The organism is Novosphingobium sp. BL-A-41-Hi4B-X5A (genome assembly GCF_055521705.1).
Window position 1 is genome coordinate 1188589 of the sequence record NZ_CM145500.1, and the last position, 26160, is coordinate 1214748.

At 63.1% G+C, this 26160-nt stretch carries 29 protein-coding genes; 12 read left to right on the top strand and 17 right to left on the bottom strand.

Translation table 11 applies throughout. From position 1 onward, the window contains the following. Window positions 1-252: 252 nt before the first annotated feature. Window positions 253-1410, top strand: a complete 1158-nt coding sequence (locus ACZ1JY_RS05380; protein WP_465130616.1) for an acyltransferase family protein — start codon at window positions 253-255, stop codon at window positions 1408-1410. Between the two features lie 19 nt (window positions 1411-1429). Here the strand turns inward: ACZ1JY_RS05380 and ACZ1JY_RS05385 are convergent, their stop codons facing one another. After that, window positions 1430-2206 carry an enoyl-CoA hydratase gene (locus ACZ1JY_RS05385; protein ID WP_465130617.1) on the bottom strand — a complete coding sequence of 259 codons (777 nt, stop codon included), beginning with the start codon at window positions 2204-2206 and terminating at the stop codon, window positions 1430-1432. Window positions 2207-2413: 207 nt separating this feature from the next. Here ACZ1JY_RS05385 and rpsF point away from each other — a divergent pair, with 207 nt between their 5' ends. Genes rpsF through rplI form a run of 3 tightly spaced genes read left to right on the top strand, consistent with a single transcriptional unit; the run spans window position 2414 to window position 3616 of the window. After that, a complete protein-coding gene (rpsF, locus tag ACZ1JY_RS05390; protein ID WP_039334770.1) occupies window positions 2414-2776 on the top strand; it encodes a 30S ribosomal protein S6 in 363 nt (120 codons plus the stop codon). A gap of 3 nt (window positions 2777-2779) precedes the next feature. Next, window positions 2780-3004: a 30S ribosomal protein S18 gene (rpsR, locus tag ACZ1JY_RS05395; RefSeq protein ID WP_011445073.1), complete on the top strand. Its 225-nt coding sequence runs from the start codon at window positions 2780-2782 to the stop codon at window positions 3002-3004. A gap of 12 nt (window positions 3005-3016) precedes the next feature. Then, window positions 3017-3616, top strand: coding sequence for a 50S ribosomal protein L9 (gene rplI / locus ACZ1JY_RS05400; RefSeq protein ID WP_465130618.1), 600 nt, complete (start codon window positions 3017-3019; stop codon window positions 3614-3616). A 62-nt stretch (window positions 3617-3678) separates the two neighbouring features. Here rplI and ACZ1JY_RS05405 read toward each other — a convergent pair whose 3' ends face one another. Next, window positions 3679-4635 carry an amidohydrolase family protein gene (locus ACZ1JY_RS05405; RefSeq protein ID WP_465130619.1) on the bottom strand — a complete coding sequence of 319 codons (957 nt, stop codon included), beginning with the start codon at window positions 4633-4635 and terminating at the stop codon, window positions 3679-3681. 169 nt (window positions 4636-4804) lie between these two features. On the opposite strand from ACZ1JY_RS05405, the gene ACZ1JY_RS05410 reads away from it, so the two are divergent. Beyond that, window positions 4805-6247: an AMP nucleosidase gene (locus ACZ1JY_RS05410; protein WP_465130620.1), complete on the top strand. Its 1443-nt coding sequence runs from the start codon at window positions 4805-4807 to the stop codon at window positions 6245-6247. Window positions 6248-6344: 97 nt separating this feature from the next. On the opposite strand, the gene ACZ1JY_RS05415 is transcribed toward ACZ1JY_RS05410, so the two are convergent. The 12 genes from ACZ1JY_RS05415 to ffh form a co-directional block, all read right to left on the bottom strand. Then, a complete protein-coding gene (locus tag ACZ1JY_RS05415; RefSeq protein ID WP_118073493.1) occupies window positions 6345-6830 on the bottom strand; it encodes a YbjN domain-containing protein in 486 nt (161 codons plus the stop codon). Window positions 6831-6927: 97 nt separating this feature from the next. Then, a complete protein-coding gene (locus ACZ1JY_RS05420) occupies window positions 6928-7683 on the bottom strand; it encodes an alpha/beta fold hydrolase (protein ID WP_465130621.1) in 756 nt (251 codons plus the stop codon). Window positions 7684-7690: 7 nt separating this feature from the next. Beyond that, a complete protein-coding gene (locus ACZ1JY_RS05425) occupies window positions 7691-8716 on the bottom strand; it encodes an aspartate-semialdehyde dehydrogenase (protein WP_465130622.1) in 1026 nt (341 codons plus the stop codon). Window positions 8717-8821: 105 nt separating this feature from the next. Further along, entirely contained in the window at window positions 8822-11080 is a 2259-nt protein-coding gene (locus ACZ1JY_RS05430) for a S9 family peptidase (protein ID WP_465130623.1), read from the bottom strand. Between the two features lie 152 nt (window positions 11081-11232). Next, window positions 11233-11601: a 50S ribosomal protein L19 gene (rplS, locus tag ACZ1JY_RS05435; RefSeq protein WP_465130624.1), complete on the bottom strand. Its 369-nt coding sequence runs from the start codon at window positions 11599-11601 to the stop codon at window positions 11233-11235. A 2-nt stretch (window positions 11602-11603) separates the two neighbouring features. Further along, window positions 11604-12344 (bottom strand): tRNA (guanosine(37)-N1)-methyltransferase TrmD, encoded by a 741-nt coding sequence (trmD, locus tag ACZ1JY_RS05440; RefSeq protein WP_465130625.1) that lies wholly within the window; start codon window positions 12342-12344, stop codon window positions 11604-11606. After that, a complete protein-coding gene (locus ACZ1JY_RS05445; RefSeq protein WP_465130626.1) occupies window positions 12341-12688 on the bottom strand; it encodes a hypothetical protein in 348 nt (115 codons plus the stop codon). The genes trmD and ACZ1JY_RS05445 overlap by 4 nt, the downstream gene beginning before the upstream one ends. Next, window positions 12688-13053 (bottom strand): PIN domain-containing protein, encoded by a 366-nt coding sequence (locus ACZ1JY_RS05450; RefSeq protein WP_465130878.1) that lies wholly within the window; start codon window positions 13051-13053, stop codon window positions 12688-12690. Before ACZ1JY_RS05450 ends, ACZ1JY_RS05445 begins: the two co-directional genes overlap by 1 nt. Before the next feature lie 5 nt (window positions 13054-13058). Beyond that, window positions 13059-13376 carry an AbrB/MazE/SpoVT family DNA-binding domain-containing protein gene (locus ACZ1JY_RS05455; RefSeq protein WP_465130627.1) on the bottom strand — a complete coding sequence of 106 codons (318 nt, stop codon included), beginning with the start codon at window positions 13374-13376 and terminating at the stop codon, window positions 13059-13061. 30 nt (window positions 13377-13406) lie between these two features. After that, entirely contained in the window at window positions 13407-13892 is a 486-nt protein-coding gene (rimM, locus tag ACZ1JY_RS05460) for a ribosome maturation factor RimM (protein ID WP_465130628.1), read from the bottom strand. Between the two features lie 2 nt (window positions 13893-13894). Continuing rightward, window positions 13895-14311: a 30S ribosomal protein S16 gene (rpsP, locus tag ACZ1JY_RS05465; protein ID WP_118073487.1), complete on the bottom strand. Its 417-nt coding sequence runs from the start codon at window positions 14309-14311 to the stop codon at window positions 13895-13897. Window positions 14312-14356: 45 nt separating this feature from the next. After that, window positions 14357-15832 carry a signal recognition particle protein gene (gene ffh / locus ACZ1JY_RS05470; RefSeq protein ID WP_465130629.1) on the bottom strand — a complete coding sequence of 492 codons (1476 nt, stop codon included), beginning with the start codon at window positions 15830-15832 and terminating at the stop codon, window positions 14357-14359. Window positions 15833-16167: 335 nt separating this feature from the next. Between ffh and ACZ1JY_RS05475 the strand changes: the two genes are divergently transcribed. The 7 genes from ACZ1JY_RS05475 to ACZ1JY_RS05505 all read left to right on the top strand — a co-directional run bounded on the left by ACZ1JY_RS05475 (window position 16168) and on the right by ACZ1JY_RS05505 (window position 22694). Continuing rightward, window positions 16168-17844, top strand: coding sequence for a putative bifunctional diguanylate cyclase/phosphodiesterase (locus ACZ1JY_RS05475; RefSeq protein WP_465130630.1), 1677 nt, complete (start codon window positions 16168-16170; stop codon window positions 17842-17844). Between the two features lie 51 nt (window positions 17845-17895). Then, window positions 17896-18705 carry a diaminopimelate epimerase gene (gene dapF, locus ACZ1JY_RS05480; protein ID WP_168903754.1) on the top strand — a complete coding sequence of 270 codons (810 nt, stop codon included), beginning with the start codon at window positions 17896-17898 and terminating at the stop codon, window positions 18703-18705. Further along, window positions 18702-19934 (top strand): MiaB/RimO family radical SAM methylthiotransferase, encoded by a 1233-nt coding sequence (locus tag ACZ1JY_RS05485; protein ID WP_465130631.1) that lies wholly within the window; start codon window positions 18702-18704, stop codon window positions 19932-19934. The genes dapF and ACZ1JY_RS05485 overlap by 4 nt, the downstream gene beginning before the upstream one ends. Then, on the top strand, window positions 19931-20869 hold the full coding sequence (gene ftsY / locus ACZ1JY_RS05490; RefSeq protein ID WP_118073483.1) for a signal recognition particle-docking protein FtsY: 939 nt from the start codon (window positions 19931-19933) through the stop codon (window positions 20867-20869). The genes ACZ1JY_RS05485 and ftsY overlap by 4 nt, the downstream gene beginning before the upstream one ends. Then, window positions 20866-21525, top strand: coding sequence for an inner membrane-spanning protein YciB (locus ACZ1JY_RS05495; RefSeq protein ID WP_465130632.1), 660 nt, complete (start codon window positions 20866-20868; stop codon window positions 21523-21525). The genes ftsY and ACZ1JY_RS05495 overlap by 4 nt, the downstream gene beginning before the upstream one ends. Before the next feature lie 143 nt (window positions 21526-21668). After that, the gene (locus ACZ1JY_RS05500) at window positions 21669-22241 is read left to right on the top strand and encodes a urate hydroxylase PuuD (protein WP_168903752.1); all 573 of its coding nucleotides are present in this window, start codon (window positions 21669-21671) and stop codon (window positions 22239-22241) included. Window positions 22242-22388: 147 nt separating this feature from the next. Further along, window positions 22389-22694, top strand: a complete 306-nt coding sequence (locus ACZ1JY_RS05505) for a hypothetical protein (RefSeq protein ID WP_062343423.1) — start codon at window positions 22389-22391, stop codon at window positions 22692-22694. Window positions 22695-22745: 51 nt separating this feature from the next. On the opposite strand, the gene ACZ1JY_RS05510 is transcribed toward ACZ1JY_RS05505, so the two are convergent. The 3 genes from ACZ1JY_RS05510 to ACZ1JY_RS05520 form a co-directional block, all read right to left on the bottom strand. Beyond that, window positions 22746-23096 (bottom strand): response regulator, encoded by a 351-nt coding sequence (locus ACZ1JY_RS05510; RefSeq protein WP_118074710.1) that lies wholly within the window; start codon window positions 23094-23096, stop codon window positions 22746-22748. Continuing rightward, window positions 23089-24063, bottom strand: a complete 975-nt coding sequence (locus ACZ1JY_RS05515) for a sensor histidine kinase (RefSeq protein WP_465130633.1) — start codon at window positions 24061-24063, stop codon at window positions 23089-23091. Before ACZ1JY_RS05515 ends, ACZ1JY_RS05510 begins: the two co-directional genes overlap by 8 nt. 96 nt (window positions 24064-24159) lie before the next feature. Continuing rightward, window positions 24160-26094 (bottom strand): potassium transporter Kup, encoded by a 1935-nt coding sequence (locus tag ACZ1JY_RS05520; protein ID WP_206065598.1) that lies wholly within the window; start codon window positions 26092-26094, stop codon window positions 24160-24162. Window positions 26095-26160: the final 66 nt, after the last annotated feature.

Genomic DNA, 26160 nt, shown 5'->3' on the forward strand with positions numbered 1-26160 from the left:
CGGAAGCTGGCGAGTTGACAGGGGTCTTCGCCGAAGAGCTGTCTGCACTTGCAGAAGTCCCCTGCCTTCCCAGCCCCCTGAATATGCCTCTCACCATCAGACAGTTTCGTTCAAGCAAAAGTTGCAGGATTTTCAGCGTGTCAGACTAGACGGTGGTGGTTACTTTCACCCTAACGCCCGCCGTCAGTCCAAGATGCCACGGATGGGAATGCCTATCTCGCTTAGACGGGCGTGAGCCGCTAAAGCGCGACAATGTCCTCGCCCGCGAAACGCCTGCACCATCTCGATGCCGCCCGCGCCTTGCTGCTGCTGCTGGGCCTGCCGTTTCACGTTGCCACCAAGGCAATCTTCGAGAGCACGCCGCCCGCAGTGGACTTTCAGCAGTCGCTGCTGATCGGTGGTTGGGCGTCTCTCACCCATGTGTTCCGCATGTTCGCGTTCTTCATGCTGGCCGGGTACTTTGCCGGCATGATCCGCGAGCGGAAAGGAACGAAGGCGTGGCTGGCGGAGCGGACCCGGCGGCTTGGCCTGCCATTCGCGGCGAGCCTTCTCACTCTCGGCGCTCTGCAGTTCCACCTGCAGGACCTGCTGCTGCACAAGTCATCGCCGACGTTTCTCGGCCTGCCCCTGGCGATCGATCATCTGTGGTTTCTGGTCGTGCTGCTGGGCTTCTGCGCCACATACGCCGCCGTATCGATGCAGCGCTTGCGGCCCGGCTCCGGCGTCCAGCGCGCCATGCTGCTCGAAGGCCCCGGAGGGCTGATACTACTGGCTTCCCTCGCGCTGTGGGGCCTGTTGCGTTACGCACTCGAACAGGTCCCGCCCATCCCGAACGCACCGAGCGAAACCCTGCTTTGGCAGCAATACGTGTTCCACGCGGCGGGTTTCGCGCTTGGCGTGCTGGCGTGGCACGGCCAGCTTGGCGAGAGGATCTTTGCGCTGCGCAGCCGCTGGATCATCCCCGGCATCGTGGTTCTGCTGGTGCCTTACGTCCCGCTTGATCCGCTTATCCGACCCGCGCTCGGCAAGGAAATCTACCCCAATCTCGCAGGGACGCTGACCCTGCGCGCGCTCGAACTGCCGCTGGCCTATCTCATGTCGCTGGCTCTGTTCCGCCTGCTGGCCTGGGCGGTGAGAGGGCCGAGCAAGGTCGTCACCTTCTTCGTCGACGGTGCGCTGGCGATCTATCTCTTCCACCTTGTCTGGGCGATGATCGTCCTGCCGCAGGCACGGGCGTTGCCCCTGCCCGCCGAAGCGCAATGGCTGGTCAGCGCAGCCGCCGTCCTGCTGCTGGCGGTGTTGAGCTACCTCGCCGTCCGCACCACCAACCTGACCTCGATCCTGTTCTGTGGCGCGCCATTGAAGCAAGCCGCCTCTGCTGCCGCGCCGGTTTCACCCGCGCGCTCCTGATGAGCATCGCAGGCACGCTTTACCTTTGCGTGCGGCCTCGCTCCATCACCGCACGGCGGCGAGCCTCGACTTCACCCGCCTCAACCTTCCCATTCATCGCACGGGAGACCTGGCCTTCAAGCGCCAGTGCCTCACCGAGGGGCAAGGCATAGCCGTCGTCGATCAGGGCCTTGTAAGCCATGGTCATACGCGGCTCGATGCTCGCCATGTCCTGCGCCAGCGCAATGCAGGTTGCGAGAAGGTCTGCCGCCGGAACCACCCGGTTGACCAGCCCCCATGCGCAGGCCTGCTCGGCCCCGATGAAGTTGCCCGTCAGCGAAAGCTCCTTGGCTCGCGATATGCCGATCATGCGCGAAAGCTTCTGCGACAGGCCCCACCCCGGCATGATGCCAATGCGCGCATGGGTATCGGCAAAGCGCGCGTTCTCGCTGGCAATCAGCACGTCACATGCCAGCGCCAGTTCGAAGCCGCCGGTGATGGCCACGCCGTTGATCGCGCCGATCACCGGCTTGCGGCAGTGCTCCACCGCCTTGACCGGATTGCGCTCGGCTTCCCCGGCGTTGGCATCGCCCAGCTTGGAGGTGTCGGACCCCAGCTCCTTGAGATCGAGCCCGGCAGTGAATGCACGCTCCCCCGCTCCCGTCAGCACGACCGCGCGGATGCTATCGTCGGCATCGATATCCCGCATCACCTGCGCCAGTTCGGCGCGCAGAGCCGAAGACAACGCGTTCATCGCTTCCGCGCGGTTGAGCGTGACCACGGCCACGCCATCATGGCGTTCGACTTTGACGAGCATCCTGCATCTCCTTTAAGCGGTCGATTAAAGGCATGTCGTGGGCCCTTGGCAAGCCACTGCAACCCAAGTTCAGGCTTGCTTTCCACGCCAGAATCGCTATGCGCCGCCCCTTCGCGGGATGTCCCGTGAAACCGAAGAAAGCCGGAGGGGCCCCGCAATCCCGCGGACAAGCCAGCGATCGGTTAGTTAGATAAGGAAGCACAAAGCATGCCGCTTTACGAGCATGTCTTTCTCGCGCGCCAGGATCTGAGCCAGGCTCAGGTCGATACGCTCGCGGCCGCCGCCACCGAAATCGTCGAGAGCAACAACGGCAAGGTCACCAAGACCGAGACCTGGGGTCTCCGTTCGCTGGCATACAAGATCCAGAAGAACCGCAAGGCGCACTTCGTCCTGCTGAACATCGAAGCTTCGGGCGACGTGATCGCCGAGCTCGAGCGTCAGACGCAGATCAACGAAGACGTGATCCGCTACATGACCGTCCGCGTTGACGAACATGAAGCTGGCCCGTCGGTCATGATGCGCAAGAACGATCGCGAGCGCAGCCGTCGCCGCGAACGCGAAGGGGAATAAGACATGGCTCGTCCGTTTTTCCGTCGCCGCAAGAGCTGCCCGTTCTCGGGCAAGAACGCGCCGAAGATCGACTACAAGGACGTGCGCCTGCTGCAGGGCTTCATGTCCGAGCGTGGCAAGATCGTTCCGTCGCGCATCACCGCCGTTTCGGCGAAGAAGCAGCGTGAGCTGAGCCAGGCGATCAAGCGCGCCCGGCACATCGGCCTCCTGCCCTACATCGTGAAGTAAGGAGCGCCCAACATGCAGATCATCCTGCTCGAGCGCATCGAGAAGCTGGGTTCGATCGGTGACGAAGTCACCGTGAAGGACGGCTACGCCCGCAACTTCCTTCTTCCCAACAAGAAGGCACTGCGCGCCAACGAAGCCAATCGCAAGGTCTTCGAAGCTAACCGCGCCCGCATCGAAGCCGAAAACGCCGCCCGCCGCGAAGATGCCCGGAATGAATCGGGCAACGTCGAAGGCAAGGAAGTCGTGCTCATCCGCGCTGCTTCGAACGCTGGCCAGCTTTACGGCTCGGTCTCGGTTCGCGACATCGCCGACGCTCTGGTCGAACAGGGCGCCAAGGTCAGCAAGGCCATGATCGTGCTCGAACGCCCGATCAAGACCCTCGGCGTCTACGACGTCAAGGTCTCGCTGCACCCGGAAGTCTCGGTGAACGTCAAGGTCAACGTCGCGCGTTCGCCCGACGAAGCCGAACTGCAGTCGAAGGGCGTCAACGTCATCGACGCAATGTTCGACAACGAGAGCGGCGGCTTCACCGAAGCCTACGATCCGAACGCAGAACCGGGCGAAATCCCGGCCGAACTGCTGGAAGGCGGCGAGGAAGCGACCGAAGCCTGAGGCTTCATCGCTTTTGCAACAGAATTGGGGGCGTCCTTCGGGGCGCCCCTTTTTCTATGGCCTCACTTCACGGGTTCAAGCCGCAGGAAGCGCGCGGCGTTGTTGTAGAGAATGTCGCGCTTCTGCTCGGGGCTGAGATAGTCCGCGTTCTGGATCAGCCCGATCGAGTAGGCCATCAGTCCCGGCCAGGCGAGCTGGTCCGTGCCGTACATCACGCGATCGCCAAAGCCGGCATCGACCAGCCGCTCGATATAGCGGTTCACATCCTTGCGGGGATAGCTCCAGATCAGGCCGGCGATATCGACATAGACATGGCTGTTGGCCTGCAGCAGCGTCAGCATGTTGTCGATCATCGGATAGCCTGCGTGCATCACCTGCACCCGCAGCTTCGGATGCCGCGCCAGCAGCTCTTCCAGCAACAGCGGGTTACCCATCGATCCGCGATACGTCGGCATGGCAATGTTGGCCCGGCCCGAACCGCCCGTCCCCATGTGGATCGCCACCGGAATGTCCAGCTTCTCGGCCAGCGCGAAATATTGATCGACGCGCATGTCCGAAGGCGAGATCCCTTCATACTGCAGGCCGATCTCGCCCATGACCTTGAAGCCGTCCTTGGTGAAGGCAACTTCCAACGTCTTGAGCTGCTTGGCCGCATCGCCGCCTTCAACCCGCCCGAACGCTGTGCCCGGAATGACGCGCGACGGTGCCGCCGCCTGCCACTTCTTCACCGCCTCGACATCGCCGAACACCACGCCGCGCACGTTCAGCCGCTCCATCTCGGCCAGCACGGCCTTCATGTATTCGCCCTTCGGCGCCGGATAGAGCTTGGGCGAGCACTCCTCGCTGGACCAGCCGAACGGTGCTTCCGGCCCGTTCTTCGGATCGGAGGCTTCGAAGCGGGCCTGGTTCGGGCACACAGGCGTCGCCCATGGCGCGTCGGCCATGGCGTGCATATGAACGTCGATGATCGGTGCCACGGCAGCAGTAGTGTTCTGGGCCGAGGCAGAGCCCGCTCCCATCAGCGCGATTATCGCAAGCGAACTCAGTCCAAGGCGCATCTTCGTGGCTCTCCCAGTAATGTATGACAGCGTTATCAGTCGAACCCGGTCAACGCGCAAGAGCTGTTTGGTTTGGCCATCCAGGAAGCATGGCGGTGTCTTTGCAGGGACACGCAGCCGCGCTAGACAAGTGGGGATGGAAACAACTGAAACGATCGTCGCCGAACTTTCCCGCGTCTACGACAAGGCCGTCGCCACCCTCCGGGCCGATATAGCGAATTACGCCAACCACGGCACCCTGCCCCCTGCCGAGCGGCGGACCGACGGCAGCTACTGCTACCCGGAACTGCACGTCCGCCTCAACGCGGAACCCAGCCACGAATCGACCGGCCGGGCATTCGGGCGCCTCACCCAGCGCGGTCACTATTCCTGCACGGTCACGCGGCCCGCACTGTTCGATGATTACCTGAAAGAGCAGATCGACCTGATCCGCGAAGGCTTCGAGGTCGAAATCGCGGTTCGTCCCTCGCGACAGGAAATTCCCTTCCCCTATGTGCTCGACGGTGCCTACGGTGCCCAGATCGGCCGCATAAACCCGCAGGAACTGGCGCAGCACTTCCCCGCCACAGACCTCGCCCACATCGGTGACGAAATCGCGGATGCCGATTATGCCGTCGGCGATGGCCCGATGCCGCTATCGCTGTTCGACGGCTTGCGCACCGATTTCAGCCTTGCCCGCCTGGCGCATTACACCGGCACGCAGATCGACGATTTCCAGCGCTACATCCTGTTCACCAACTATCACCGCTATGTCGACGAGTTCGTCGATTGGGCCGCGCAGCAGATCGATGGCGAGAAGTTCGTTGCCCTCACCGGCGCGGGCGGCCTCTCGCTCGATGCGCGCACCGAGAATGCCCGCGCGCGCCTGTCCGACACGGCATGGCGCCGTCATCAGATGCCCGCCTATCACCTTGTTGCCCCCGACAAGTCGGGCATCACGCTGGTCAATATCGGCGTCGGCCCATCGAACGCGAAGACGATCTGCGATCACCTCGCCGTCCTGCGCCCCGAGGCCTGGTTGATGATCGGCCACTGCGGCGGCTTGAGGCCGACCCAGAAGATCGGTGATTACGTGCTCGCCCACGCCTATCTGCGCGACGATCACGTGCTGGATCCGGTCCTTCCGCCCGAGATCCCCATCCCCGCCATCGCCGAAGTCCAAGTGGCCTTGCAGAAGGCCGCGGAGCTTGTCTCGGGCGAAGGCGGAACCGACCTCAAGAAGCGCATGCGCACTGGCACGATCGTTACCACCGACGATCGCAACTGGGAGCTGCGCTACACCCATTCCGCCCGGCGCCTGTCGCTCAGCCGCGCAGTCGGCATCGATATGGAAAGCGCCACCATCGCCGCGCAAGGCTACCGCTTCCGCGTGCCCTACGGCACCCTGCTATGCGTCTCTGACAAGCCGCTCCACGGCGAGATCAAGCTGCCGGGCCAGGCCAACCGCTTCTACGAGGAAGCCATCGCCGCCCACCTCGCCATCGGCACGACCGCGTGCGACCTGCTGCGTCAGGAAGGCCCCCGTCTCCACAGCCGCAAGCTGCGCGCGTTTAACGAACCGCCGTTCCGATAAGGCCACAAAAAGAAAGGCAATCCGGAGCAACTAGCCTTGCTCGCGGATTGCCGAGGTTGCGTCCCATCGCTCCGGGGTGGCCGGAGCCTGGTCCTGATTACTTGAAAACTTCGGCGCCCAGCGTGTCCATCGCGCTGCGGAACATGTCGACCGAGTTCGAGAAGACCTCGAAGTCGATACCCTTCCCGGTGACCATGTCCCAAGTCATCATCACCGCATCGTCCTTGCCCAGCGAGACCGAGGCAAAGCGGGTATTGCGATTGAAGCGCACGGCGTCTTCGGCGGTGAACTTCTTCTCCGGTGTGAAGTTGGCGACGAACTGCAGCGACTGGCACCCATCATGGGTCTTTTCGTTGCATTCGTAGAACAGAAGCGCCGCTTGCCAGCCACCGATCTCGGTGTTGATCAGCGGATCGCCATTGCCATCCTTGGCAAGTTCGGCGGTATATCCGAGGTTCTTCAGCGCTTCAGCCACACCTTCCGGCTTTACCGCGCTGACAGTGGCAGTTGCCGCCTGAGCTGCCGAAGGGGCAAGAACGCTGACGGCAGCGGCCGCCAGCAGGCTCTTCCAGATCATTCGCATCCTCAATCCCGAAAAGGGCTCTTGCCGGCCCGTTCGTTTATGGACGCGAAGCTGCCATCATTGCGCGCCCTCGGCAAGAGGGCTCGAAAACCCTTTTTCAGTCCATCAGGAACGCGGCGAGCTCCTCGCCCATTTCCGGCCTTGTCACACAGCTCATATGTGTGCCGGGGATCCAGGTAAGCGTGCCATCCGGCAGTGCCGCTGCCAACCGCTCGGCCGAGCCGTTGTCGCTGTCCCGATCGCCGCACAGCACCTGGCACGGCATCGTGATCGCCGAAAGCTCGGCCGGATCCGTGTCTGCCATCGTGCCCAGCAACATCCGCGCGGCCAGCCTGTCAACACCCATGGTCTTGAGGAACTGCTGCGAGAAATAGGCGGGATCATCGCGCTTGATCGTGCCGAAGCGGTCGATCACGTCGAGGAAGAAGTCCTGCCGCCGCGCCCAGCCGGCCAGCCCTTCCAGTCCCATGCCGGAAAGCACCAGCTTGCGCGGTTTCATGCCGCCGATCACCGCGCGCGCCGCAGTCCGCGAGCCGAGCGAGAAGCCGACCAGGTCGAAGTCCGTCAGGCCAAGATGCGCTACCAGCGCCTCGAGATCGCGCACCAGCACGTCTTGCGGATAGGCGGCTGGGTCATGTGGCGCCGCACTGCGGCCATGCACGCGCAGGTCCGGCATCAGGCATTCGAAGCCAGCCTCAGCCAGCTTCGCAGCCGTCCCGAACTTGATCCAGTTGACCTCAGCCGAGGAAAACAGGCCATGCAGAAGCACCACCGGTCTCCCCGCGCCCAGGCGATGCAGCGCCAGCTGAGCGCCGCCAAAGCCGGGGAAGAACGCGGTGGTTGCTTCCGTCATCAGGCGATCAGCCCTTCTTCAGGTGGCGGCGACCGAGCAGCTCTGCGATCTGCACCGCGTTCAGAGCGGCGCCCTTGCGCAGGTTGTCCGAAACGCACCAGATGTTCAGACCGTTGTCGATGGTCGAGTCTTCGCGAACGCGCGAAACGAACGTGGCGAAATCGCCGACGCATTCGACCGGCGTCACGTATCCGCCGTTCTCGCGCTTGTCGATCAGCATCACGCCCGGCGCTTCGCGCAGGATGTTCTGCGCTTCCTCGGCAGAGATTTCGTTCTCGAACTCGATGTTGATCGATTCCGAGTGGCCGATGAACACCGGCACGCGCACGCAGGTAGCCGTGACCTTGACCTTGGGGTCGAGGATCTTCTTGGTCTCGGCGACCATCTTCCATTCTTCCTTGGTTGAACCATCGTCAAGGAAGACGTCGATGTGCGGGATCACGTTGAAGGCGATCTGCTTGGTGAACTTCTTGGGCTCGACCGGATCGCCGACGAAGATTGCGCGGCTCTGCTCGAACAGCTCGTCCATGCCTTCCTTCCCGGCGCCAGACACCGACTGATAGGTCGAGACGACGACGCGCTTGATCTTGGCGGCATCATGCAAGGGCTTCAACGCCACGACCATCTGCGCGGTCGAGCAGTTCGGGTTCGCGATGATGTTCTTGGCGGTGTAGCCGTCAATCGCGTCCGGATTCACCTCGGGCACGATCAGCGGCACGTCCGGGTCCATGCGATAGAGCGACGAGTTGTCGATCACCACGCAGCCCGCAGCCGCGGCACGAGGCGCATGAACCTGGGTCGGACCGGAACCTGCAGCGAACAAGGCAATGTCCCAGCCGGTGAAATCGAAGTTGTCGACGTTCTGGACTTTCAGCATCCTGCCCGTCTCGCCGAATTCGATCTCGGTGCCCTGCGAGCGCGACGATGCCAGTGCCGCGATCTCGTCGCAGGGAAACTCGCGCTCGGCCAGAATGTTGAGCATCTCGCGGCCCACATTCCCCGTCGCACCGACCACTACAACCCGGTAACCCATTTCCATTCCCTTCCTGCGGCCCGCCCTTCAACAGCGGACGGGCCGTTCCCTAGCGGCTGGTTCCGACCAGCCAAGTGTTTTGGGCTTTAGGCCCATGAAGTGAGGCTACTTGCCACTCCCCGCGCCATTACGGTCAAGGAAGCGGAAAATCGTCTCGTACAAGTGCTGGCTCACCTTCGGCCCGCTGATGCGGTGGGTGTAGCCGGGATAGAGCATCATCTCGAACGGCACCGCCTCGGCCTGCATCTTGGCGATGATCGCGCTGGCGTTCTCGAACACCACGTTGTCATCGGCCATGCCGTGAATGATCAGCAGCGGATCGCTGATCTTGCCGGTGTCGGCCAGCGCGTTCGACTTCTCGTAGACCTGCGGCAGCTTGGCCGGATCGCCCAGATAGCGCTCGGTATAGGTCGTGTCGTACATCTGCCACTTGGTCACTGGCGCCACGGCGATGCCAGCGGCATATGCGCCCGGATTGGCCTCGAGCATCTTGATCGACATGTAGCCGCCATAGGACCAGCCGAACGTGCTGATCTTGTCGGCATCGACGAAGCTCTGCTTCTTCAGCCAGTTGGCTCCGGCCAGCTGGTCCTCCACCTCGACCGAACCCATCGCGTGATGCAGCGCCGAGGCGAACTTCACGCCGCGGTTTTCCGAGCCGCGATTGTCGATCGCGAAGTAGATGTAGCCCTTGTCGACGATCGCCTGCGCCAGCGCGCCCTGGAAGCCCTTGCTGACCACCTGCGCGGTCGGCCCGCCGTAGTGGTAGGTGAACACCGGGTACTTCTTGCCGGGCTCCAGCGGCGGGGTGATCATCATGTAGTGCAGCGGCGTGCCATCAGCGGCCGGGATCGTGCCGAACTGCGCCGGACGATGGCTGGCGAGGTAGGGCGCGTAAGGATGCGAGCCTGCGACCTTGTTCTCCTCGATCCACGCCAAGCGCTTGCCGGTCGTGTCGGCAATATAGGACTGCGCCGGCTGTGCGTCGGACGATCGCGTGATCATCAGCGTCTGCCCGCTCTTGTCCATGCTTGCGCCGTTGACCCAGCCCAGCTCGGTCAGCCGCGTCAGCTTGCCCGGTACCTTCAGGTCCATCGCATAGACCTGCTGCGCCAGCACATCGTCCTTGGTGCCGGTGAGGTAGAGCTTGCCGCTCTTCTCGTCCACGCCGACAAGCCCGGTGACTACCCACTCACCCTTGGTCAGCTGGCTCCACTTGCCCTTGCTGAAGCGGTAGAGGTGCCCGAACCCGTCGCGCTGAGACCACCAGACGAGGCTGCCGTCCGAAAGGAATCGATAGCTGTCCGACAGGTCGATCCAGTGCTTGTCCGCCGCCTTCTCGCTGAACAGCACGCTCGACTTGCCGGTCATGGGATCGACCTTGAGCATGTCGAGCACGGTCTGCTCGCGGTTCATGCGCTGGACATAGAGCGTCTTGCCATCGGGCACCCAGTCGACACGGGCGAGGTAGATGTCCTTGTCCTGCCCAAGATCAACCTGCACGCGGTTCGAACCATCCGGCCCCATCACGTAGAGCGAAACTTCGGCGTTCGGCGTGCCCGCGGCCGGATAGCGCTGGTCGAAGGTCTTGGTGCCTTCCGCGCCAATGGCCGCGCGGGTGACCACGCCGACCATGCTTTCGTCGAAGCGCTCCACCGCGATGCGGCTCTCATCCGGCGACCACCAGAATCCGTTGAAGCGGTTCATTTCCTCCTGCGCGACGAACTCGGCTTCACCCCAGTGAACGTGGGCGTTTGCCTCCTCAGGCGTGATCGCCTGCGCCGCCGCCCCGGTCACCGGCCCTGCCCACAGGCGACGGTCGCGCACGAAAGCGATATGCTCGCCCTTCGGCCCAAGCTTCGGCGTCAGCTCACCACCCTTGGTACCTTCAACCTTGCGTACCGACCCATCGAGCCCTGCCAGCAGCAGATCGCCATCCACCGGTACCAGCACCGACTTTCCGTCCGCACTCCACTCGTAGGAGACGATACCCTTGAGATCGCCGATGCGCTGGCGTTCGCGCTGCATCTTCTCGGCCTCGCTCAACTGGCGGCCCGAGGAGAGCTTGAGCGAATCCACCAGCATCTTCCATTCACCGGTCTGACGGTCGAAGCCCCACAAGTCGTAGCGCTCGCGGTCGTCGGCGCGGTTGCGCAGCAGCGTCAGGTAACGGCCATCGGGCGAGAGCTTCACCGCACGCGGCGCCGGGCCGTTGAGGCTCGGGCTGGCAAACACGCGCTCGAACGTGAGATCCTTCGCTTCAGCAGGCGCGGCAGTGGTCATCGGTGATCCCTGTTGGGCAAGCGCAGGCGAGGCGACGAGGGAAAAGAGCGCGCAGGCGGCGAGCAGGCGGAAATGACGCATGGGTTTTCGGTATCCTCTGGCCCGGCTTGCCGCCGGGGCATGTTAGCGATGCGCCTACGTGGCCCGAAATGGTTGCGCTTGAAAGCAGAAAAGGCGCCCTGGCCTTGAGCCAGGACGCCTTTCTCAACACGTTACCCGTGCTTTGGCGTTGCTCAGGCCTTGGTGACCTTGCGCTCAGCAATACGCGCCGATTTGCCGGTGCGGCCGCGAAGGTAGTAGAGCTTCGCACGACGCACGACACCACGGCGCACCACGTTAATCGAATCGATGTTGGGCGAGTAGAGCGGGAACACGCGCTCCACGCCTTCGCCGAACGAGATCTTGCGAACGGTGAAGTTCGAGCCGAGGCCACGGTTCGAGCGTGCGATGCACACGCCTTCGTAGGCCTGGACGCGGGTACGCTCGCCTTCGACGACGCGCACGCCAACGCGGACGGTGTCGCCTGCGCGGAAGTCCGGAATTTCCTTCTTCGCCTTGAAATCGGCGATGGCTTCAGCTTCAAGCTGCTGAATCAGGTTCATTTTCAATCGTCCTGCACTTCACGCTGCGCGCCAGAGGCAGACTGGACCCGAACGCCGATGTGGCGCTCCCAAAGGTCCGGCCTGCGTAACCGTGTATCGTCTTCCGAACGGCGTTTCCGCCATTCCGCGATTTTCGCATGATCCCCCGATCGCAGCACTTCAGGGATCGTGCGCCCTTCCCACTCAGCAGGTCGGGTATAGTGCGGGTATTCAAGGAGTCCGTTCTCGAACGACTCCTCATGCCCGCTAGAAGCCGCGCCCATTACGCCGGGAAGCAACCGAATGCAAGCGTCGAGCAGCATCAGCGCCGCACATTCGCCACCCGAAAGCACGATGTCTCCAACCGAGACTTCTTCAACGTCGCGGCCCTCGAAAATCCGCTCGTCAAATCCCTCGAACCGCCCGCAGACGAGGATCACCCCCGGCCCGGCGGCAAGCTCCCGCACCCGCTCCTGCGTCAGCGGCTTGCCACGCGGCGTCATGGCGATCACGGGGCAACCGGGATGGCTTTCCCTCGCATGGTCGATGGCCTTTGCCAGCACATCCACCCTGAGCACCATCCCTGCCCCGCCGCCTGCCGGCGTGTCGTCGACGGTCTTGTGCCTGTCGATGGCAAAGTCCCGGATCTGCACCGCATCCATCGCCCAGGTCCCCTCACGCAACGCGCGCCCAGCAAGGCTGACGCCAAGCGGGCCGGGGAACATCTCGGGGTAGAGCGTGAGAACTGTGGCGGCGAAGTTCATTTGAACACATCCATGTCTGGCGCACCAGAGCGACCGCGCCTGACGACAGTAACCGTAACGAAGGCCAATATCGCCCAGCCAACGAAGATTGCCGCGAGCAATCCGAGCATTGCCAGTCCCGCAGCCATCGCCATGCCGCAAGCATCGACGCCGCAATTGTCAGCGGGCGTGGTCATGGCATTGATGATCACGAACAGGCACGGAACCGCCCCGATTGCGGGGATCGGCCCTGACGCCCACAATACGACTTTACGCTTGGACCAATCGGGCCTGAATCGCGCAAAGCTCCAGGCGAGCGCAAGTGGCATGGCCAGCCCGAGCATCAAGAACAACAGCGCCAGCATCAATCCGACCAATTCTCAACCACCAACCCCGGCACATCCGCAAAGTCCTTTGCGTTGGCCGTCACCACCGTTAGGCCGAGCGAAATGGCATGGGCCGCAATCAGCCGGTCATAACTGGCCCGCTTGAACGGAATCTTCGCGTAAGCCCTTGCCGCCTTCTCATCAAAAGCCAGAACCGGCACCTCTTCGAGAAAGATTTCCAAAATCTTGGCCGGAGGTGGCTTGCCCTGTTCAGTGCCGAGGGCGACTTCCGCAAGAACAATCGACGAGATTACGATATCACCCTCGTCGGCCTCGGCCATTCGTGCACGAAAGACGGGATCATCACCCTCGATGGCCACGATCACCGCATTGGTATCCAGCATGTATTTCAAGCGGGATCGCCATCTTCAGATGGCTCGGGCCAGCCATGCTTCGCGCGCCATTCGGCATCATCCCAAACGCGCGGGCTATCCTCGAACACCCGATCTTCCGGCTCGATCCGCTTCAAGCCAGAACCCCGTCCGATGCCCCAGACCTTCTCGATATTGAACTTGCGCTTCGCCTTGGACTTGGGGTGAAGGATCAGATCGCCGTCCTTCTCCTCGATCACCCACTCGCGATCAGGCTCGACGCCCAAGGCCGCCGGAATGCGGATGGCAACCGAGTTTCCCGATTTGAAGCTCTTGGCAGTATGCTCGATGCCCATCACGGCCTCCGTATATACGCAGCGTATATACTACTCGACCCACCCCGCCTCAATCACAATCCGCTCGTCGGTCCATTCCGGAACCGCTTCGGGCTTCATGGGCACCATAAACTTCTTTCCATCCGGCTTACGGATCTCGATCACGTCGCCCGCGCCGAAGTTCTCGACCGCGACGCATTCGCCCAGCGCCTCGCCCTCGGTCGAGATGGCAGGCAGGCCGATCAAGTCGGCATGGTAATATTCGTCATCAGGCAATGCCGGCATTTCCGAGCGCCGCACGGTCAGCGCCGTTCCGCGCAGCTTCTCCGCCGCGGTGCGATCGGGCACTTCGGCGAAGCGGGCAATCGCGCCGCCCTTGCCGTCGTCCTTCAGCTTTACCACGGTCAGCGCGGAGTCGTTGAAGGCGCGGTAACGCTTCAGCGCCACCACGCCTTCACCGAACAGCTTCAAGCGGACCTCGCCCGCCACTCCATGCGCGCCGGTGATGGCGGCGAGCGTGACGGGCTGATCGCGCAAGATCAGGCCTCAGCCTGCTCTTCAGCAGCCGGAGCTTCCTCGGCCGGCGCAGCCGATGCAGCGGCAGCGGCTTCAGCAGCTTCACGAGCCTTCTCGGCCTTTTCCTCGGCGCGCTCCTGCGCCTTCTTGCCGGGGACGCCAGCCTGCGGGTTGTTGGTGGGCTTGCGCTCCTTGATGCCGGCCTTGTCGAGCATGCGGGCAACGCGGTCGGTCGGCTGGGCGCCAACGCCGATCCAGTAACGCACGCGGTCTTCAACCAGGCGCACGCGGTTCTCGTCGTCCTTGGCGAGCAGCGGGTTGTAGGTGCCGACCTGCTCGAGGTACTTGCCGTCACGCGGGGCGCGGCTGTTGGAAACGACGATCTTGTAGTACGGGCGCTTCTTCGAACCACCGCGCGAAAGACGCATAGAAACGGACATCTGGATTACCTTTCAATCAAACTGGAAAAACGGAAAAACGCGAAATCACTTCTTCTTGAGCAGGTCGCCGAGATTGCCCGGCAAGCCGCCCGAACCCAAACCGGGCAGGCCGCCGCCACCCAGACCACCGAGACCACCGGCCCCCATCTGCTGGTCCAGCCCCGGCATCGCGGCGCCAAGGCCACCCTTGCCGAACAGCGCGCCCAAGCCCTTGAGACCGCCCATCTTCTTGATCTGCTTCATGGCCTTGGCCATTTCCTGGTGCATCTTCAGAAGCTTGTTGACGTCCTGCACTTGCGTGCCGGAGCCCTTTGCCACGCGGATCTTGCGCTTGGCGTTGAGCAGTTCGGGGCGCTCGCGCTCCTTGGGTGTCATCGAACCGATGATCGCGTCCATGCGCAGCAGCACCTTGTCGTCCATGCCGGACTGCGCCATCGCCGCCTTGGCCTTCTTCATGCCCGGCATCATGCCCGCTAGCACGCCGAGGCCGCCCATGTTCTGCATCTGCCGCAGCTGGGTGCGCAGGTCGTTCATGTCGAACTGACCCTTGGACATGCGCTGGGCGAGCTTCTCGGCGTCTTCTGCCTGGATCGTCGCCGCCGCCTTCTCGACGATGGAGACGATGTCGCCCATGCCCAGAATGCGGCCTGCCACGCGCTCGGGGTGGAACGGCTCGATCGCGTCAAGCTTTTCGCCGGTCGCGGCAAACTTGATCGGCTTGCCGGTGACGGCCCGCATCGACAGCGCTGCGCCGCCGCGCGCATCGCCGTCCATGCGGGTGAGGATCACCCCGGTAAGGTCAACCTCGCCCGAGAACGACTGCGCGACGTTGACCGCGTCCTGACCCGTCAGCGAGTCAACGACAAGCAGCGTTTCCTTCGGCACCGAGACGGCGGCAACCGCCTTCATCTCGTCCATCAGCGCCTGATCGACGTGGAGACGGCCTGCCGTATCGAGCAGCAGCACGTCCACCGCCTGCAGCTTGGCCGCATTCACCGCGCGGGTGGCAATGTCGACCGGCTGCTGGCCGGTGATGATCGGCAGCGTGGCAACGCCCGCCTGCTCGCCCAGCACGCGAAGCTGCTCCTGCGCCGCCGGACGGTTGACGTCCAGCGAGGCCATCAGGACCTTCTTGCCCTGCTTTTCCTTCAGCAGCTTGCCGATCTTGGCGGTGCTGGTGGTCTTGCCCGAACCCTGCAGGCCGACCATCATGATCACGACCGGCGGCGCGGCGTTCAGATCAAGCTCGGCGGTGCCGCCGCCAAGCATCTCGACCAGCGCATCGTTGACGATCTTGACGACCTGCTGGCCGGGCGTGACCGACTTCAGGACCGACTGGCCGACGGCCTGTTCCGAAACCTGATCGACGAAGCGGCGAACGACGGGAAGCGCAACGTCGGCCTCGAGCAGCGCGATGCGCACTTCGCGCATGGCGGCGAGGACGTCTTCCTCACGCAGCGCGCCGCGGCCGCGCAGGCGATCGAATACGCCTCCAAGCCGGTCTGAAAGACTGTCGAACACGCGCAATTCCCATCATCATGCCCTTGATCGGGGACCACTTTCGCGTAACGCGAAAAACGCCGGTGGGCGAAACCTCGCCGACCAGCGTGTGGCATCCTGAACAGGGGCCGTTGTCGAATCCGCAAGACGCCATGGCGCTCGCAGGCCCGCCCCTTAACTCCGCTTTGCCCGCAAGGCAAGCAGCTTGCTCCGACGTCCACCCACTGCTCCCGTCCCTGGCGCTGCCGCTGACCGGTGCCGGACATAGTTCTTAACCAAAATTTCAGGACGTTCCCTTAGCTTTGGCCCTGACGGTATCGAACCGCAGGACATGCGGCAAAGGTGAGAGCGGGGGCATGGCGACAACGCCGATCAAGTTCGAGAAACGGGATATTGCCCCGGATGCTGGCAGCAGGGCGACCACCGACCGGCGGGAACACGATATCGTGGGTCTCGGTGTCATCATTGCAGCCGTCCTGCTCTTTGTGGCGAACGGCTCGTCGGTACTGCGCGACTTCCTGCATTCACTGGCCACGGGCGCGAGACCGCAGGAGCCGATGCTCGGAACTGCCTTGGTCCTCAACATCGCCCTCCTGCTGTTCGGTTGGCGCCGCTACGTCGATCTCACCCGCGAAGTCGGCCAGCGCCGTATCGCCGAGGAAGTGGCCCACAAGCTTGCCCATACCGACGCGCTGACCGGCTGCCTCAACCGCCGCAGCATCGGCCCTGCTCTTCAGGACATGATCCACGCCGCCCGGGTCACCGGCCACGAGGTCGTGGCGATGATGATGGACCTCGACAACTTCAAGAAGTCGAACGACGCCCATGGTCATCAAGCAGGCGATGCCGTGCTGCTGCAGACCGCCGAGCGGATTCGGGCACTGCTGCCTGAAAAATCGATCATGGCGCGCCTTGGTGGTGACGAGTTCGCCTTTGCCACGATCTACGATCCGGACCACGTCGAAGCTATCGACCGCCTGATGCTCCGCCTGAACACTTCGATCGCCCGCCCCGTGGAGATCGATGGACTCGCGCTCGAAGTGACCGCCTCGATCGGCCTTGCCAACACGAGTCCTGCTGACACGAGCGACGCCGCCGCCTTGGCGGAACTGCTGATCCACCGCGCAGACCTGGCCATGTATCAGGCCAAGAAAGCCGGCCGGAACCGCTACTACTGGTTCGAGCAGAACATGGAGAGCGAGTTGCGCTTCCGCAGCGAGCTGGAGCGCGGCATCCGCGAAGGAATCCCGCGCGGCGAATTCGTGCCCTATTACGAAAAGCAGGTCGATCTCGACACTGGCGAACTGACCGGCTTCGAAATGCTTGCCCGCTGGAAGAGCCCCAAGCACGGCCTGCTTTCGCCCGAACTGTTCATTCCCATCGCCGAGGAAATCGGCCTGATCTCCGAACTGTCGGAAAGCCTGATCCGCCAGGCACTGCGCGATGCGCGCGAATGGGATCCGCGGCTTACTCTCTCGGTCAACATCTCGCCGCTGCAGTTGCGCGATCCGTGGTTTGCCCAGAAGCTGCTCAAGCTGCTGGTCGAAGCCAACTTCCCGCCGCACCGGCTCGACATCGAAATTACCGAGACCTGCCTGCACGAGAACGTCGGCGTCGTGCGCACCCTGATCACCAGCCTCAAGAATCAGGGCATCCGCATCAGCCTCGACGATTTCGGCACCGGTTATTCGTCACTGGCGCAGCTGCGCACCCTGCCCTTCGACCGGATCAAGATCGACCGCTTCTTCGTCTCGACGCTGGGCAAGAGCAAGGACAGCGGCACCATCATCGAGGCGATCTCCTCGCTCGGCAAGGGCATGGACCTGCCGATCACTGCCGAAGGCATCGAAAGTCCCGAAGTGCTGGACGAACTGCGCAAATACGGTTCGTTCAAGGGCCAGGGCTACCTTTACGGGCAGCCGGCAGATGCGGACGAAGTCCGTGCCCTGCTGGCCAGCAGCAATCTTCTGCCCAGCATTGTCGTCCCCTCGCCCAGCGAACCGCTCGAACTTCCGCGAGCGGCGACGGCCTGATTTTCGGCGAAATGATTGCCACGAGGCGCGGCAATCCCTAAGTCGCGCGCCATGCGCATTCCCTTCCGCAAGATGCATGGCCTCGGCAACGATTTCGTCGTGATCGACGCGCGCGAGACGCCGGTGGCGATGACCACGCGCCGCGCCGCCGCGCTGGCCGACCGCCGCACCGGCATCGGCTGCGATCAGCTCATCGTGCTCGAACCATCGCAGGTCGCCGACGTGCGCATGCGCATCTTCAACAACGACGGCGGCGAGGTCGAGGCCTGCGGGAACGCCAGTCGCGCTGTTGGGCTTCTGCTCGGGGGCACGAACGCGATCGAGACCCTGGGTGGCCTGATCCGCTCCGAGGCGGGCGAGGATGGGGTCACCGTCGACATGGGCCTGCCCCGCTTTGGCTGGCAGGACATACCCCTGAGTTATGCCATGGATACCCTTGAGTTGCCGCTTGGCTGGGAAGAGTTGGAAAATCCCGTCGGCGTCAATGTCGGCAACCCCCATGCGGTGTTCTTCGTGCCCGATGCCGATGCGGTAGAGCTGGAAAGATTGGGCCCAGTCATTGAAAACGATGCGGTTTTCCCCGAGCGCGTGAACGTCAACGTCGCCAGCGTGGTCGGCCCAGACCACCTCAAGCTGCGCGTGTGGGAGCGCGGCGCCGGCCTGACCCGCGCCTGCGGCACCGGCGCCTGCGCGACGGCCGTTGCGGCGATGCGCCGCAAGCTGACCGGCCGCAAGGTCCGCGTCGACCTGCCCGGCGGCCCCCTCACCATCGCCTGGCCTGAAGGCGGCTCGATCGAGATGACCGGCCCTGCGGCGCTCAGCTTCGAAGGCTCGTTCGAGGATGCCGACTTCCCCGCATGAGCGGACGCATCGTCTCCCTTGGCTGCCGCCTCAACATTGCCGAAAGCGAGGCAATCGGCGGCTTTCTGCGCGATGGACCGCCCACGGTGGTCGTCAATTCCTGCGCGGTGACCGCCGAGGCCGTGCGGCAGTCGCGCCGTGCCGTGCGCAAACTGCGGCGCGAGCATCCCGATGCGCGGCTTGTCGTCACCGGTTGCGCAGCGACGATCGAGCGCGATGCGTTCGCTGCCATGCCGGAAGTCGATGCAGTCGTGCTGAACGGCGACAAGCTGAAACCGCAAGCATGGCGTCCCCGCGCAGGCGGGGAACTCGGCGTTGTTACGAAACCTCGCGCAAACCGACTGAAGCCCCCGTCTGCGCGAGGGCGCATTGAAGCGCAAACGCCCAGGCACACCCGCGCCTTCGTGCCGGTGCAGAACGGCTGCGATCACGCCTGCACCTTCTGCATCATCCCGCAGGGTCGCGGCCCGAGCCGGTCGCTCGACATACCACGAGTGCTTGAGGCCATCGCCCGCCACGAGGGCGTCAACGAGGTCGTGCTGACCGGCGTGGACGTCACGTCCTGGGGCGCGGACCTGCCGGGCCACCAACACCTCGGCAATCTCGTCGCCGCGATCCTTGCCGCGTTCCCCGCCCTGCCCCGCCTGCGCCTCTCGTCGCTCGACGGCGTGGAGATCGACCCGCTCTTGTTCGAGTTGATTACGCACGAACCGCGTGTGATGCCGCACGTCCACCTCTCGCTGCAATCGGGCAGCGACATGGTGCTCAAGCGGATGAAGCGGAGACACTCGCGCAAGGATGCAATCGAACTCGTCCAGCGCATGAAAGCTGCTCGCCCCGGAATCGCCGTCGGTGCCGACCTGATCGCCGGTTTCCCGACCGAAACGCCCGAGATGCACGCCGACAACGTCTCGATCGTGCGCGAATGCGCGGTCGTCCACGGTCACGTCTTCCCCTACTCCCCGCGTCCCGGCACGCCCGCAGCGCGGATGCCGCAAGTCGATCCGATGCTCGTCAAGGAACGAGCGGCCGAGGTGCGGGCCGAAGTGGCAAAGCAACGCCGGGATTGGCTGCGATCTCTGCTCGGCATGCCTGCGCAAGTCCTTGCCGAGCGCGACGGAACCGGCCATGCGGGACACTTTGCGACCTACCGCGTTCCGGAAGGTACTCCTGTCGGGAGCCTCGTCACGGTAACGCCGACCAAGATTGTTGAAGGAATACTGGAATGAGTCCGGAACCTGCCAGCGCAAGCTGGTCCGACCGCATCCTCGGCGGATTCCGCAAGACGTCCGAGCGGCTTGCCGAGAATCTCGGCGGCATCGTCGGCAGCAGCCGCCTCAGCGATGCGCAGCTCGATGATATCGAAGACGCGCTGATCCTGTCCGACCTCGGCCCGCGCGCCGCTGCCCGCATCCGCGAACGCCTGAAAGGTGCCCGCTTCGAGAATGGCGTGGACGAACAGGGCCTGAAGGAAGCCGTGGCCGAAGAGATTGCCGCGATCCTGCGACCGGTTGCCAAGCCGCTCGAAATCGTGGCCTTTCCGCGCCCGCAGGTGATCCTCGTCATCGGCGTCAACGGATCGGGCAAGACAACCACCATCGCCAAGCTTGCCCACCTGTTCCAGGAGCAGGACTATGGCGTGATGCTGGCGGCCGGCGACACTTTCCGTGCTGCCGCCATCGGCCAGCTTAAGGTCTGGGCCGATCGGCTCGGCGTGCCCATCGTCACCGGCCCCGAGGGCGGCGACCCGGCTGCTATCGTGTTCGATGCGGTAAAGACTGCCACCGACACCGGCATCGACACACTGATCGTGGATACCGCCGGTCGCCTCCAGAACAAGCGCGAGCTGATGGACGAGCTGGCAAAGGTGCGCCGCGTGCTCGGTCGCCTCAATCCCGAAGCCCCGCACGACGTGGTGCTGGTGCTCGACGCCACCAACGGACAAAATGCGCTGCAGCAGATCGAGATCTTCAAGGAAGTGGCGGGCGTGACCGGCCTGATCATGACCAAGCTCGACGGCACCGCGCGCGGGGGCGTGCTGGTGGCGGCGGCCGAGCAATATGGCCTGCCGATCCACGCGATCGGCGTGGGCGAGAAGATCGACGATCTGCGCCCGTTCGATCCCGACCTTGTTGCCAAGGTCATCGCAGGAGTGTTCCGGTGAGCGAAACGCAGAAGAAGCCCAAATCATCATGGGTGAACCTGCTGGTCGATTACGGCCCGCTGCTCGTGTTCTTCCTCGCCTACCGCTACTTCAAGCGCGATGGCGGGGACGCCGGACTTGCCGAGGTAGTGGCAGTTACCAAAGGCACCGCGGCCTTCATGGTCGCAACGGTCGTGGCGTTGATCGTCTCGAAGCTGCGGCTCGGTAAGATTTCGCCGATGCTGTGGCTGTCGACAGTGCTGATACTCGGGTTCGGGACCTTGACCGTCCTGCTGGGCGATCCCTTCTGGATCCAGGTCAAGCCAACGGCGATCTACCTGCTTTTTGCCGGCGTGCTGTTTGCGGGTCTTGCCAAAGGCAAAGCCATGCTGCGCTACCTGCTTGAGGCCGCATTCGACGGGTTGAACGAGGAAGGCTGGCTGAAGCTTTCGCGGAACTGGGCGTTCTTCTTCCTGTTCCTTGCCGCGCTGAACGAAGTCCTGCGCTATTTCTTCAACACGGCGAACGGCAATTTCGAGATCTGGCTGCAGGCCAAGCTATGGGGCGTCACCACGCTGTCGTTCCTGTTCACTTTCGCGCAGATTCCCATGCTGATGAAGCATGGCCTTGCTGTGGAAGACCAGACCGAAGTGGAACAGAACCCACCGCACGACTGAGGCGCGCCTGCGCCTCCCCAAGGGACTGGAACCCCATCCCTAATTTTGTGTGACATTTGCGGCACGCTGCCTAATATGCACGGCAACCGTGGGGGCATGGTCGTGCTCCTGCCATATGACGGTTGCACATAGGGGGAAATCACATGGCCAAGTTCTTTGGCAATCTTCATCTCGTTCTTGTCGTCGGTCTTGTCGCTGCCATCGCGGTTATGGTGGGCTACGGCGCATCCGCTCCGGCTGACACCAACTCGGTGTTCCGCTGGCTCCATGCCTTCTTCGGGATCCTGTGGATCGGCCTGCTCTATTACCTGAACTTCGTGCAGGTTCCGACCATGCCGAAGATCCCCGCCGAGCAGAAGGGCGCGATCACCGGCCACATCGCACCGAAGGTGTTCTTCTTCTTCCGTTATGCCGCGCTGCTGACCGTGGTCACCGGCCTCGTCATCGCGTTCGTCAACGGCTATGGCCATCAGGCATTGTCTTTCTCGGGCGAAGGCAACGTCAACATGATCGGGCTTGGCATGTGGCTGGCGCTGATCATGGCATTCAACGTGTGGTTCATCATCTGGCCCGCCCAGAAGAAGATCCTCGGGATCGTCGAAGCCTCGGCCGAGGAAAAGGCTGCTGCAGCACCCCGCGCTCTCGCCGCAAGCCGCACCAACCTGCTGCTGTCGCTGCCGATGCTGTACTGCATGGTGAGCGCGAACCTGGGCTGATCATCCCGGCCTTGATGCACTGGAACAGGGGGCGCGGCATCATCGGTTGCCGCGCCCTTTTTCTGCGACGGGATATTAAATCGCGTTCATGCGTTGCCCCCTCAACCCGCACTGCGGGTGCGAACACCAAGGGGAGTAATTCACCACATGCGCAAGTTCACGATCCTCGCTGCCGCCGCGGCGACCGCCCTGACGCTTTCCGCCTGCTCGGAAAAGACCCAGGAAGCTGCCGAGACGACAGCGGAATCGGCAGGCAATGACGTTGCCAATGCTGCCGACAACGCAGCTGCCGCTACCGACGAGCTGGGTGACAAGGCTGCTGCCGCCGTCGACAACGCCGCCGCAAAGACCGACGAAATGGCCGACAAGGCAGCTGCGGCTACCAAGCAGGAAGCCGCCGAAGCCGAAGCCAGCCTTCACAATGAATCGGTGGCGGAAGCCAAGAAGGACTGATCCGATCTCCCGGGGCGGCACTGCCGCTCCGGGCATCGACGTGATTGGACGTCAGCTTGTGAAAAGACCGGCAAGCTTTTCGATGAGATGAGCCGATACATAGGGCTTGCTGAGAATTGGCCGATCATTGAACGGCGGATCGACAGACCCATAGCCCGTGGCAATGATGAAGGGCACTTCGCGCGCGGCAAGTGCTTCTGCCAGAGACGAGCCGGATTCCCCGGCAAGGTTCCAATCGAGGACCGCTGCATCGATGCCGCCTGCAGCGATCGCCTCCAGGCCCTCGCTCACCCTGCCGACCGGCCCCAATGGCACTGCGCCGTGATCTTCCAAGGCATCGCACAACATGGCGGCGACTATGAACTCGTCTTCAACAACCAGTATGCGTTTGCCGTCAATCATCGTGCGTCCCAGGAGTTGGCCGGACATGCGGCACCGCGATACGGCATCGTAACCCGGCCCGATTATAGTCCAGATCAACCCGGCCACCAAGCTGGCGGGGTATCGCTTCGGTCAAGAGGCGCGAGCCGAAACCCTTGCGTTCCGGCACATTCACCGCAGGGCCACCACTCTCCACCCAATCTATTACAACCATTTCGGATTCATCGACTGCCCAACGCACCGTCACCCGGCCGGTCAGGCCTGACAGCGCGCCGTATTTCATCGCGTTGGTGGCCAGTTCATGCAGGACCATCACCAGCGAAACTGTGGCATTCGCCGGCATGACCACATCCGGCCCCGACACGTCGAGCCGCATGTCATCTGCCCTGCAGATCAGCAGCCCGTGATTGACGATGTCGGCGAGGTGCGCTCCCGCCCAGTTGGTCCGGCTCAGGGCGTCATGGGCGCCGGACAGAGCGGCGAGCCTGTTGCTGAATGTGCCGATCCGACCATCGGCAGCACCTCCCCCGCGAAAGGTCTGGTGGGCCATCGCCTGCACCACCATCAGCGTGTTCTTGACGCGATGGTTCAATTCATCAACGAGCAGCTTCAGTTGCTCTTCCAGTTGCTTGCGCTCGGTAATGTCGATGCCGGTCGATTGGGCAACCGACCACTCGCCTGCATCGTCGAATTCAAGGGCGTGATTGCGCCACAGCATCCACCGGGTCCCACCCGCCGCTTCGAAACGGTTTTCGATGGTCAGTTCCGGATGCGCAGGAGTCAGATTGCGCAACATGGCGCGGACATGGTTCTGGTCCTCTCCGGTGACGAAATCCCAAAGGTTTCTGCCCGTCAACTCATGCGGCTCGCGCGCGAGGGTGGCCGCGTAAGCTCGGTTGACGAACAGGATCAGCCCGTCAGACCGAAAACGGCAGACAGTTTCAAGCTGAGCATCGAGAATTTCGCGCAGTAACGCGCTATCGGACATGCGGGCGCCCCTGTTGCCACAATGGGCCAGAAGTAACGGAATTCTGACGAATTCCAATATCCTTAGCTGGAAACCGGATGAACCGAAGCGGACCGGTCAGATCTTCAGCTGGCTACCGAGTTCGACAACGCGGTTGGTGGGAAGCCGGAAGAACTCCATGGCACTTGCCGCGTTGCGCAGCATCCAGGCGAACAGCTTCTCTCGCCACAGCGCCATGCCGGGCTTGTCCGAAGGAATCAGGGTCTGGCGTGACAGGAAGAAGCTGGTCTTCATCATGTTGAACGGCTCGCCGCACATGCTCACGCCCTTCAATGCGCCGGGCACGTCGGTTTCCTCTAGGAAGCCGAAACGCAGGGTCAGGCGGTAAAAGCCATTGCCGAAGTCCTTGACGGCGTAGCGTTCGCCTTCATCCATGTAAGGCACGTCTTCGATCGAGACGGTGAGGATCACGACGCGCTCGTGCAGAACCTTGTTGTGCTTGATGTTGTGCAACAGTGCCGAAGGAACGCCAGCGGCGGTCGAGGCCATGAAGATTGCCGTGCCGGATACCCTGGCTGCGCTCGAATGCGCGGACTTTGTGAAGACCTCGAGGGGGATCGTGCCTTCGGCCATGTTCTCCCGCATCAAGGCACGCCCGCGTGACCAGGTTGTCAGCAAGGTGAAGATGGCAATGCCCATTACCAGCGGCACCCAGCCACCGTCGGGGATCTTGGTCATGTTGGCGCCAAGGTATGCCCCGTCGATTGCGAAGAACAGGGCCAGCATGGCGACGGCCGCAGGGGCCTTCCAATGCCACAGCTTGAACAGCACGACCGCCAGCAGGAAGTTGTCGATCAACATCGCCCCGGTCACCGCGATGCCATAGGCGGCGGTAAGGTTGGACGAGCGCTGGAACACCAGCACCAGCAGGATCACCGCGATCATCAGCGCCCAGTTGATCACCGGGATGTAGATCTGGCCGGCTGCGGTCGAGGTGTGCTTGATCGTCATGCGCGGGATAAAACCAAGCTGGATTGCCTGCTGCGTCACCGAGAATGCGCCGGAGATGACCGCCTGCGAAGCAATCACTGCAGCGCATGAGGCGATGAACAGCAGCGGCCATTGGAACCACTCTGGCGCAAGGTAATAGAACGGGCTTTCGAGCGCGGCCGGATTGCGGATCAGCAACGATGCCTGGCCGAGATAGTTGAGCACCAGCGCTGGCAGGACGAAGATCAGCCACGACATGCGGATCGGGCTGCGGCCGAAGTGGCCCATGTCAGCGTAAAGCGCCTCAGCGCCGGTCACCGCGAGCACGGCGGCGCCCATCGCGAGGAAACCTCGCCATGGGTCGGAGATGAACATGGTGACCGCGTGGTGCGGACTGAGCGCGGTGATGACCTGGGGGTATTCGGCGATGCTGAGGCTGCCGAGCACTGCAATGGTGCCGAAATAGACCAGCATGATCGGCCCGAAGAACGCGGCAACCTTTTCGGTCCCGCGGCTCTGGATGAAGAACAGGCCGATCAGGATACCGACGACCAGCGGCACGATCAGGGGATGCATGTCAGGCCGGTAAACTGCGACGCCTTCGATCGCGCCCATCACCGAAACCGCCGGGGTGATCATCGAATCACCATAGAACAGCGCGGTGGCAAACACGCCGAGCAGGATGATCCCCTTGCCCCAGCGCTTGCCATCCGTGTGCTGGTTGATCAGCGCAAGCAGCGCGAGGCTGCCGCCTTCACCCTTGTTGTCGGCGCGCATGATGATCGAGACGTACTTGAACGTCACGATGATCATCATCGACCAGAACATCAGGCTGATGATGCCGTAGATGTGCAGCAGGTCCAGCGGGAGCTTGTGGTGCCCTGCAAACGTGTCGCGCAGAGCGTAAAGCGGGCTGGTGCCGATGTCGCCGAAGACGACGCCGATCGCGCCGACAGCAAGCTTCGTCAGGGAGCCGTGCGAGTGCCCTGCATGGCCGTGGCCGGCGGTGTGCGCAGGCGCGCCCCCACTGGCATGTTCGGCATTGCTGACAGCATTACTCATGGCAACAGCGCCCCCGGGCTCACAGCCTCGATCGCAACCACCAGAAGGGCGGTGCGGCGCGGCGCT

Excerpts from the sequence above, each read along its gene's own strand:
- ACZ1JY_RS05380 (WP_465130616.1), top strand. The coding sequence starts at position 253 with ATGTCCTCGCCCGCGAAACGCCTGCACCATCTCGATGCCGCCCGCGCC.
- ACZ1JY_RS05385 (WP_465130617.1), bottom strand. The coding sequence starts at position 2,206 with ATGCTCGTCAAAGTCGAACGCCATGATGGCGTGGCCGTGGTCACGCTC.
- rpsF (WP_039334770.1), top strand. The coding sequence starts at position 2,414 with ATGCCGCTTTACGAGCATGTCTTTCTCGCGCGCCAGGATCTGAGCCAG.
- rpsR (WP_011445073.1), top strand. The coding sequence starts at position 2,780 with ATGGCTCGTCCGTTTTTCCGTCGCCGCAAGAGCTGCCCGTTCTCGGGC.
- rplI (WP_465130618.1), top strand. The coding sequence starts at position 3,017 with ATGCAGATCATCCTGCTCGAGCGCATCGAGAAGCTGGGTTCGATCGGT.
- ACZ1JY_RS05405 (WP_465130619.1), bottom strand. The coding sequence starts at position 4,635 with ATGGGAGCGGGCTCTGCCTCGGCCCAGAACACTACTGCTGCCGTGGCA.
- ACZ1JY_RS05415 (WP_118073493.1), bottom strand. The coding sequence starts at position 6,830 with ATGCGAATGATCTGGAAGAGCCTGCTGGCGGCCGCTGCCGTCAGCGTT.
- ACZ1JY_RS05420 (WP_465130621.1), bottom strand. The coding sequence starts at position 7,683 with ATGACGGAAGCAACCACCGCGTTCTTCCCCGGCTTTGGCGGCGCTCAG.
- ACZ1JY_RS05425 (WP_465130622.1), bottom strand. The coding sequence starts at position 8,716 with ATGGGTTACCGGGTTGTAGTGGTCGGTGCGACGGGGAATGTGGGCCGC.
- ACZ1JY_RS05430 (WP_465130623.1), bottom strand. The coding sequence starts at position 11,080 with ATGCGTCATTTCCGCCTGCTCGCCGCCTGCGCGCTCTTTTCCCTCGTC.
- rplS (WP_465130624.1), bottom strand. The coding sequence starts at position 11,601 with ATGAACCTGATTCAGCAGCTTGAAGCTGAAGCCATCGCCGATTTCAAG.
- trmD (WP_465130625.1), bottom strand. The coding sequence starts at position 12,344 with ATGAACTTCGCCGCCACAGTTCTCACGCTCTACCCCGAGATGTTCCCC.
- ACZ1JY_RS05445 (WP_465130626.1), bottom strand. The coding sequence starts at position 12,688 with ATGCTGGCGCTGTTGTTCTTGATGCTCGGGCTGGCCATGCCACTTGCG.
- ACZ1JY_RS05450 (WP_465130878.1), bottom strand. The coding sequence starts at position 13,053 with ATGCTGGATACCAATGCGGTGATCGTGGCCATCGAGGGTGATGATCCC.
- ACZ1JY_RS05455 (WP_465130627.1), bottom strand. The coding sequence starts at position 13,376 with ATGGGCATCGAGCATACTGCCAAGAGCTTCAAATCGGGAAACTCGGTT.
- rpsP (WP_118073487.1), bottom strand. The coding sequence starts at position 14,311 with ATGTCCGTTTCTATGCGTCTTTCGCGCGGTGGTTCGAAGAAGCGCCCG.
- ACZ1JY_RS05475 (WP_465130630.1), top strand. The coding sequence starts at position 16,168 with ATGGCGACAACGCCGATCAAGTTCGAGAAACGGGATATTGCCCCGGAT.
- dapF (WP_168903754.1), top strand. The coding sequence starts at position 17,896 with ATGCGCATTCCCTTCCGCAAGATGCATGGCCTCGGCAACGATTTCGTC.
- ACZ1JY_RS05485 (WP_465130631.1), top strand. The coding sequence starts at position 18,702 with ATGAGCGGACGCATCGTCTCCCTTGGCTGCCGCCTCAACATTGCCGAA.
- ftsY (WP_118073483.1), top strand. The coding sequence starts at position 19,931 with ATGAGTCCGGAACCTGCCAGCGCAAGCTGGTCCGACCGCATCCTCGGC.
- ACZ1JY_RS05500 (WP_168903752.1), top strand. The coding sequence starts at position 21,669 with ATGGCCAAGTTCTTTGGCAATCTTCATCTCGTTCTTGTCGTCGGTCTT.
- ACZ1JY_RS05505 (WP_062343423.1), top strand. The coding sequence starts at position 22,389 with ATGCGCAAGTTCACGATCCTCGCTGCCGCCGCGGCGACCGCCCTGACG.
- ACZ1JY_RS05510 (WP_118074710.1), bottom strand. The coding sequence starts at position 23,096 with ATGATTGACGGCAAACGCATACTGGTTGTTGAAGACGAGTTCATAGTC.
- ACZ1JY_RS05515 (WP_465130633.1), bottom strand. The coding sequence starts at position 24,063 with ATGTCCGATAGCGCGTTACTGCGCGAAATTCTCGATGCTCAGCTTGAA.
- ACZ1JY_RS05520 (WP_206065598.1), bottom strand. The coding sequence starts at position 26,094 with ATGAGTAATGCTGTCAGCAATGCCGAACATGCCAGTGGGGGCGCGCCT.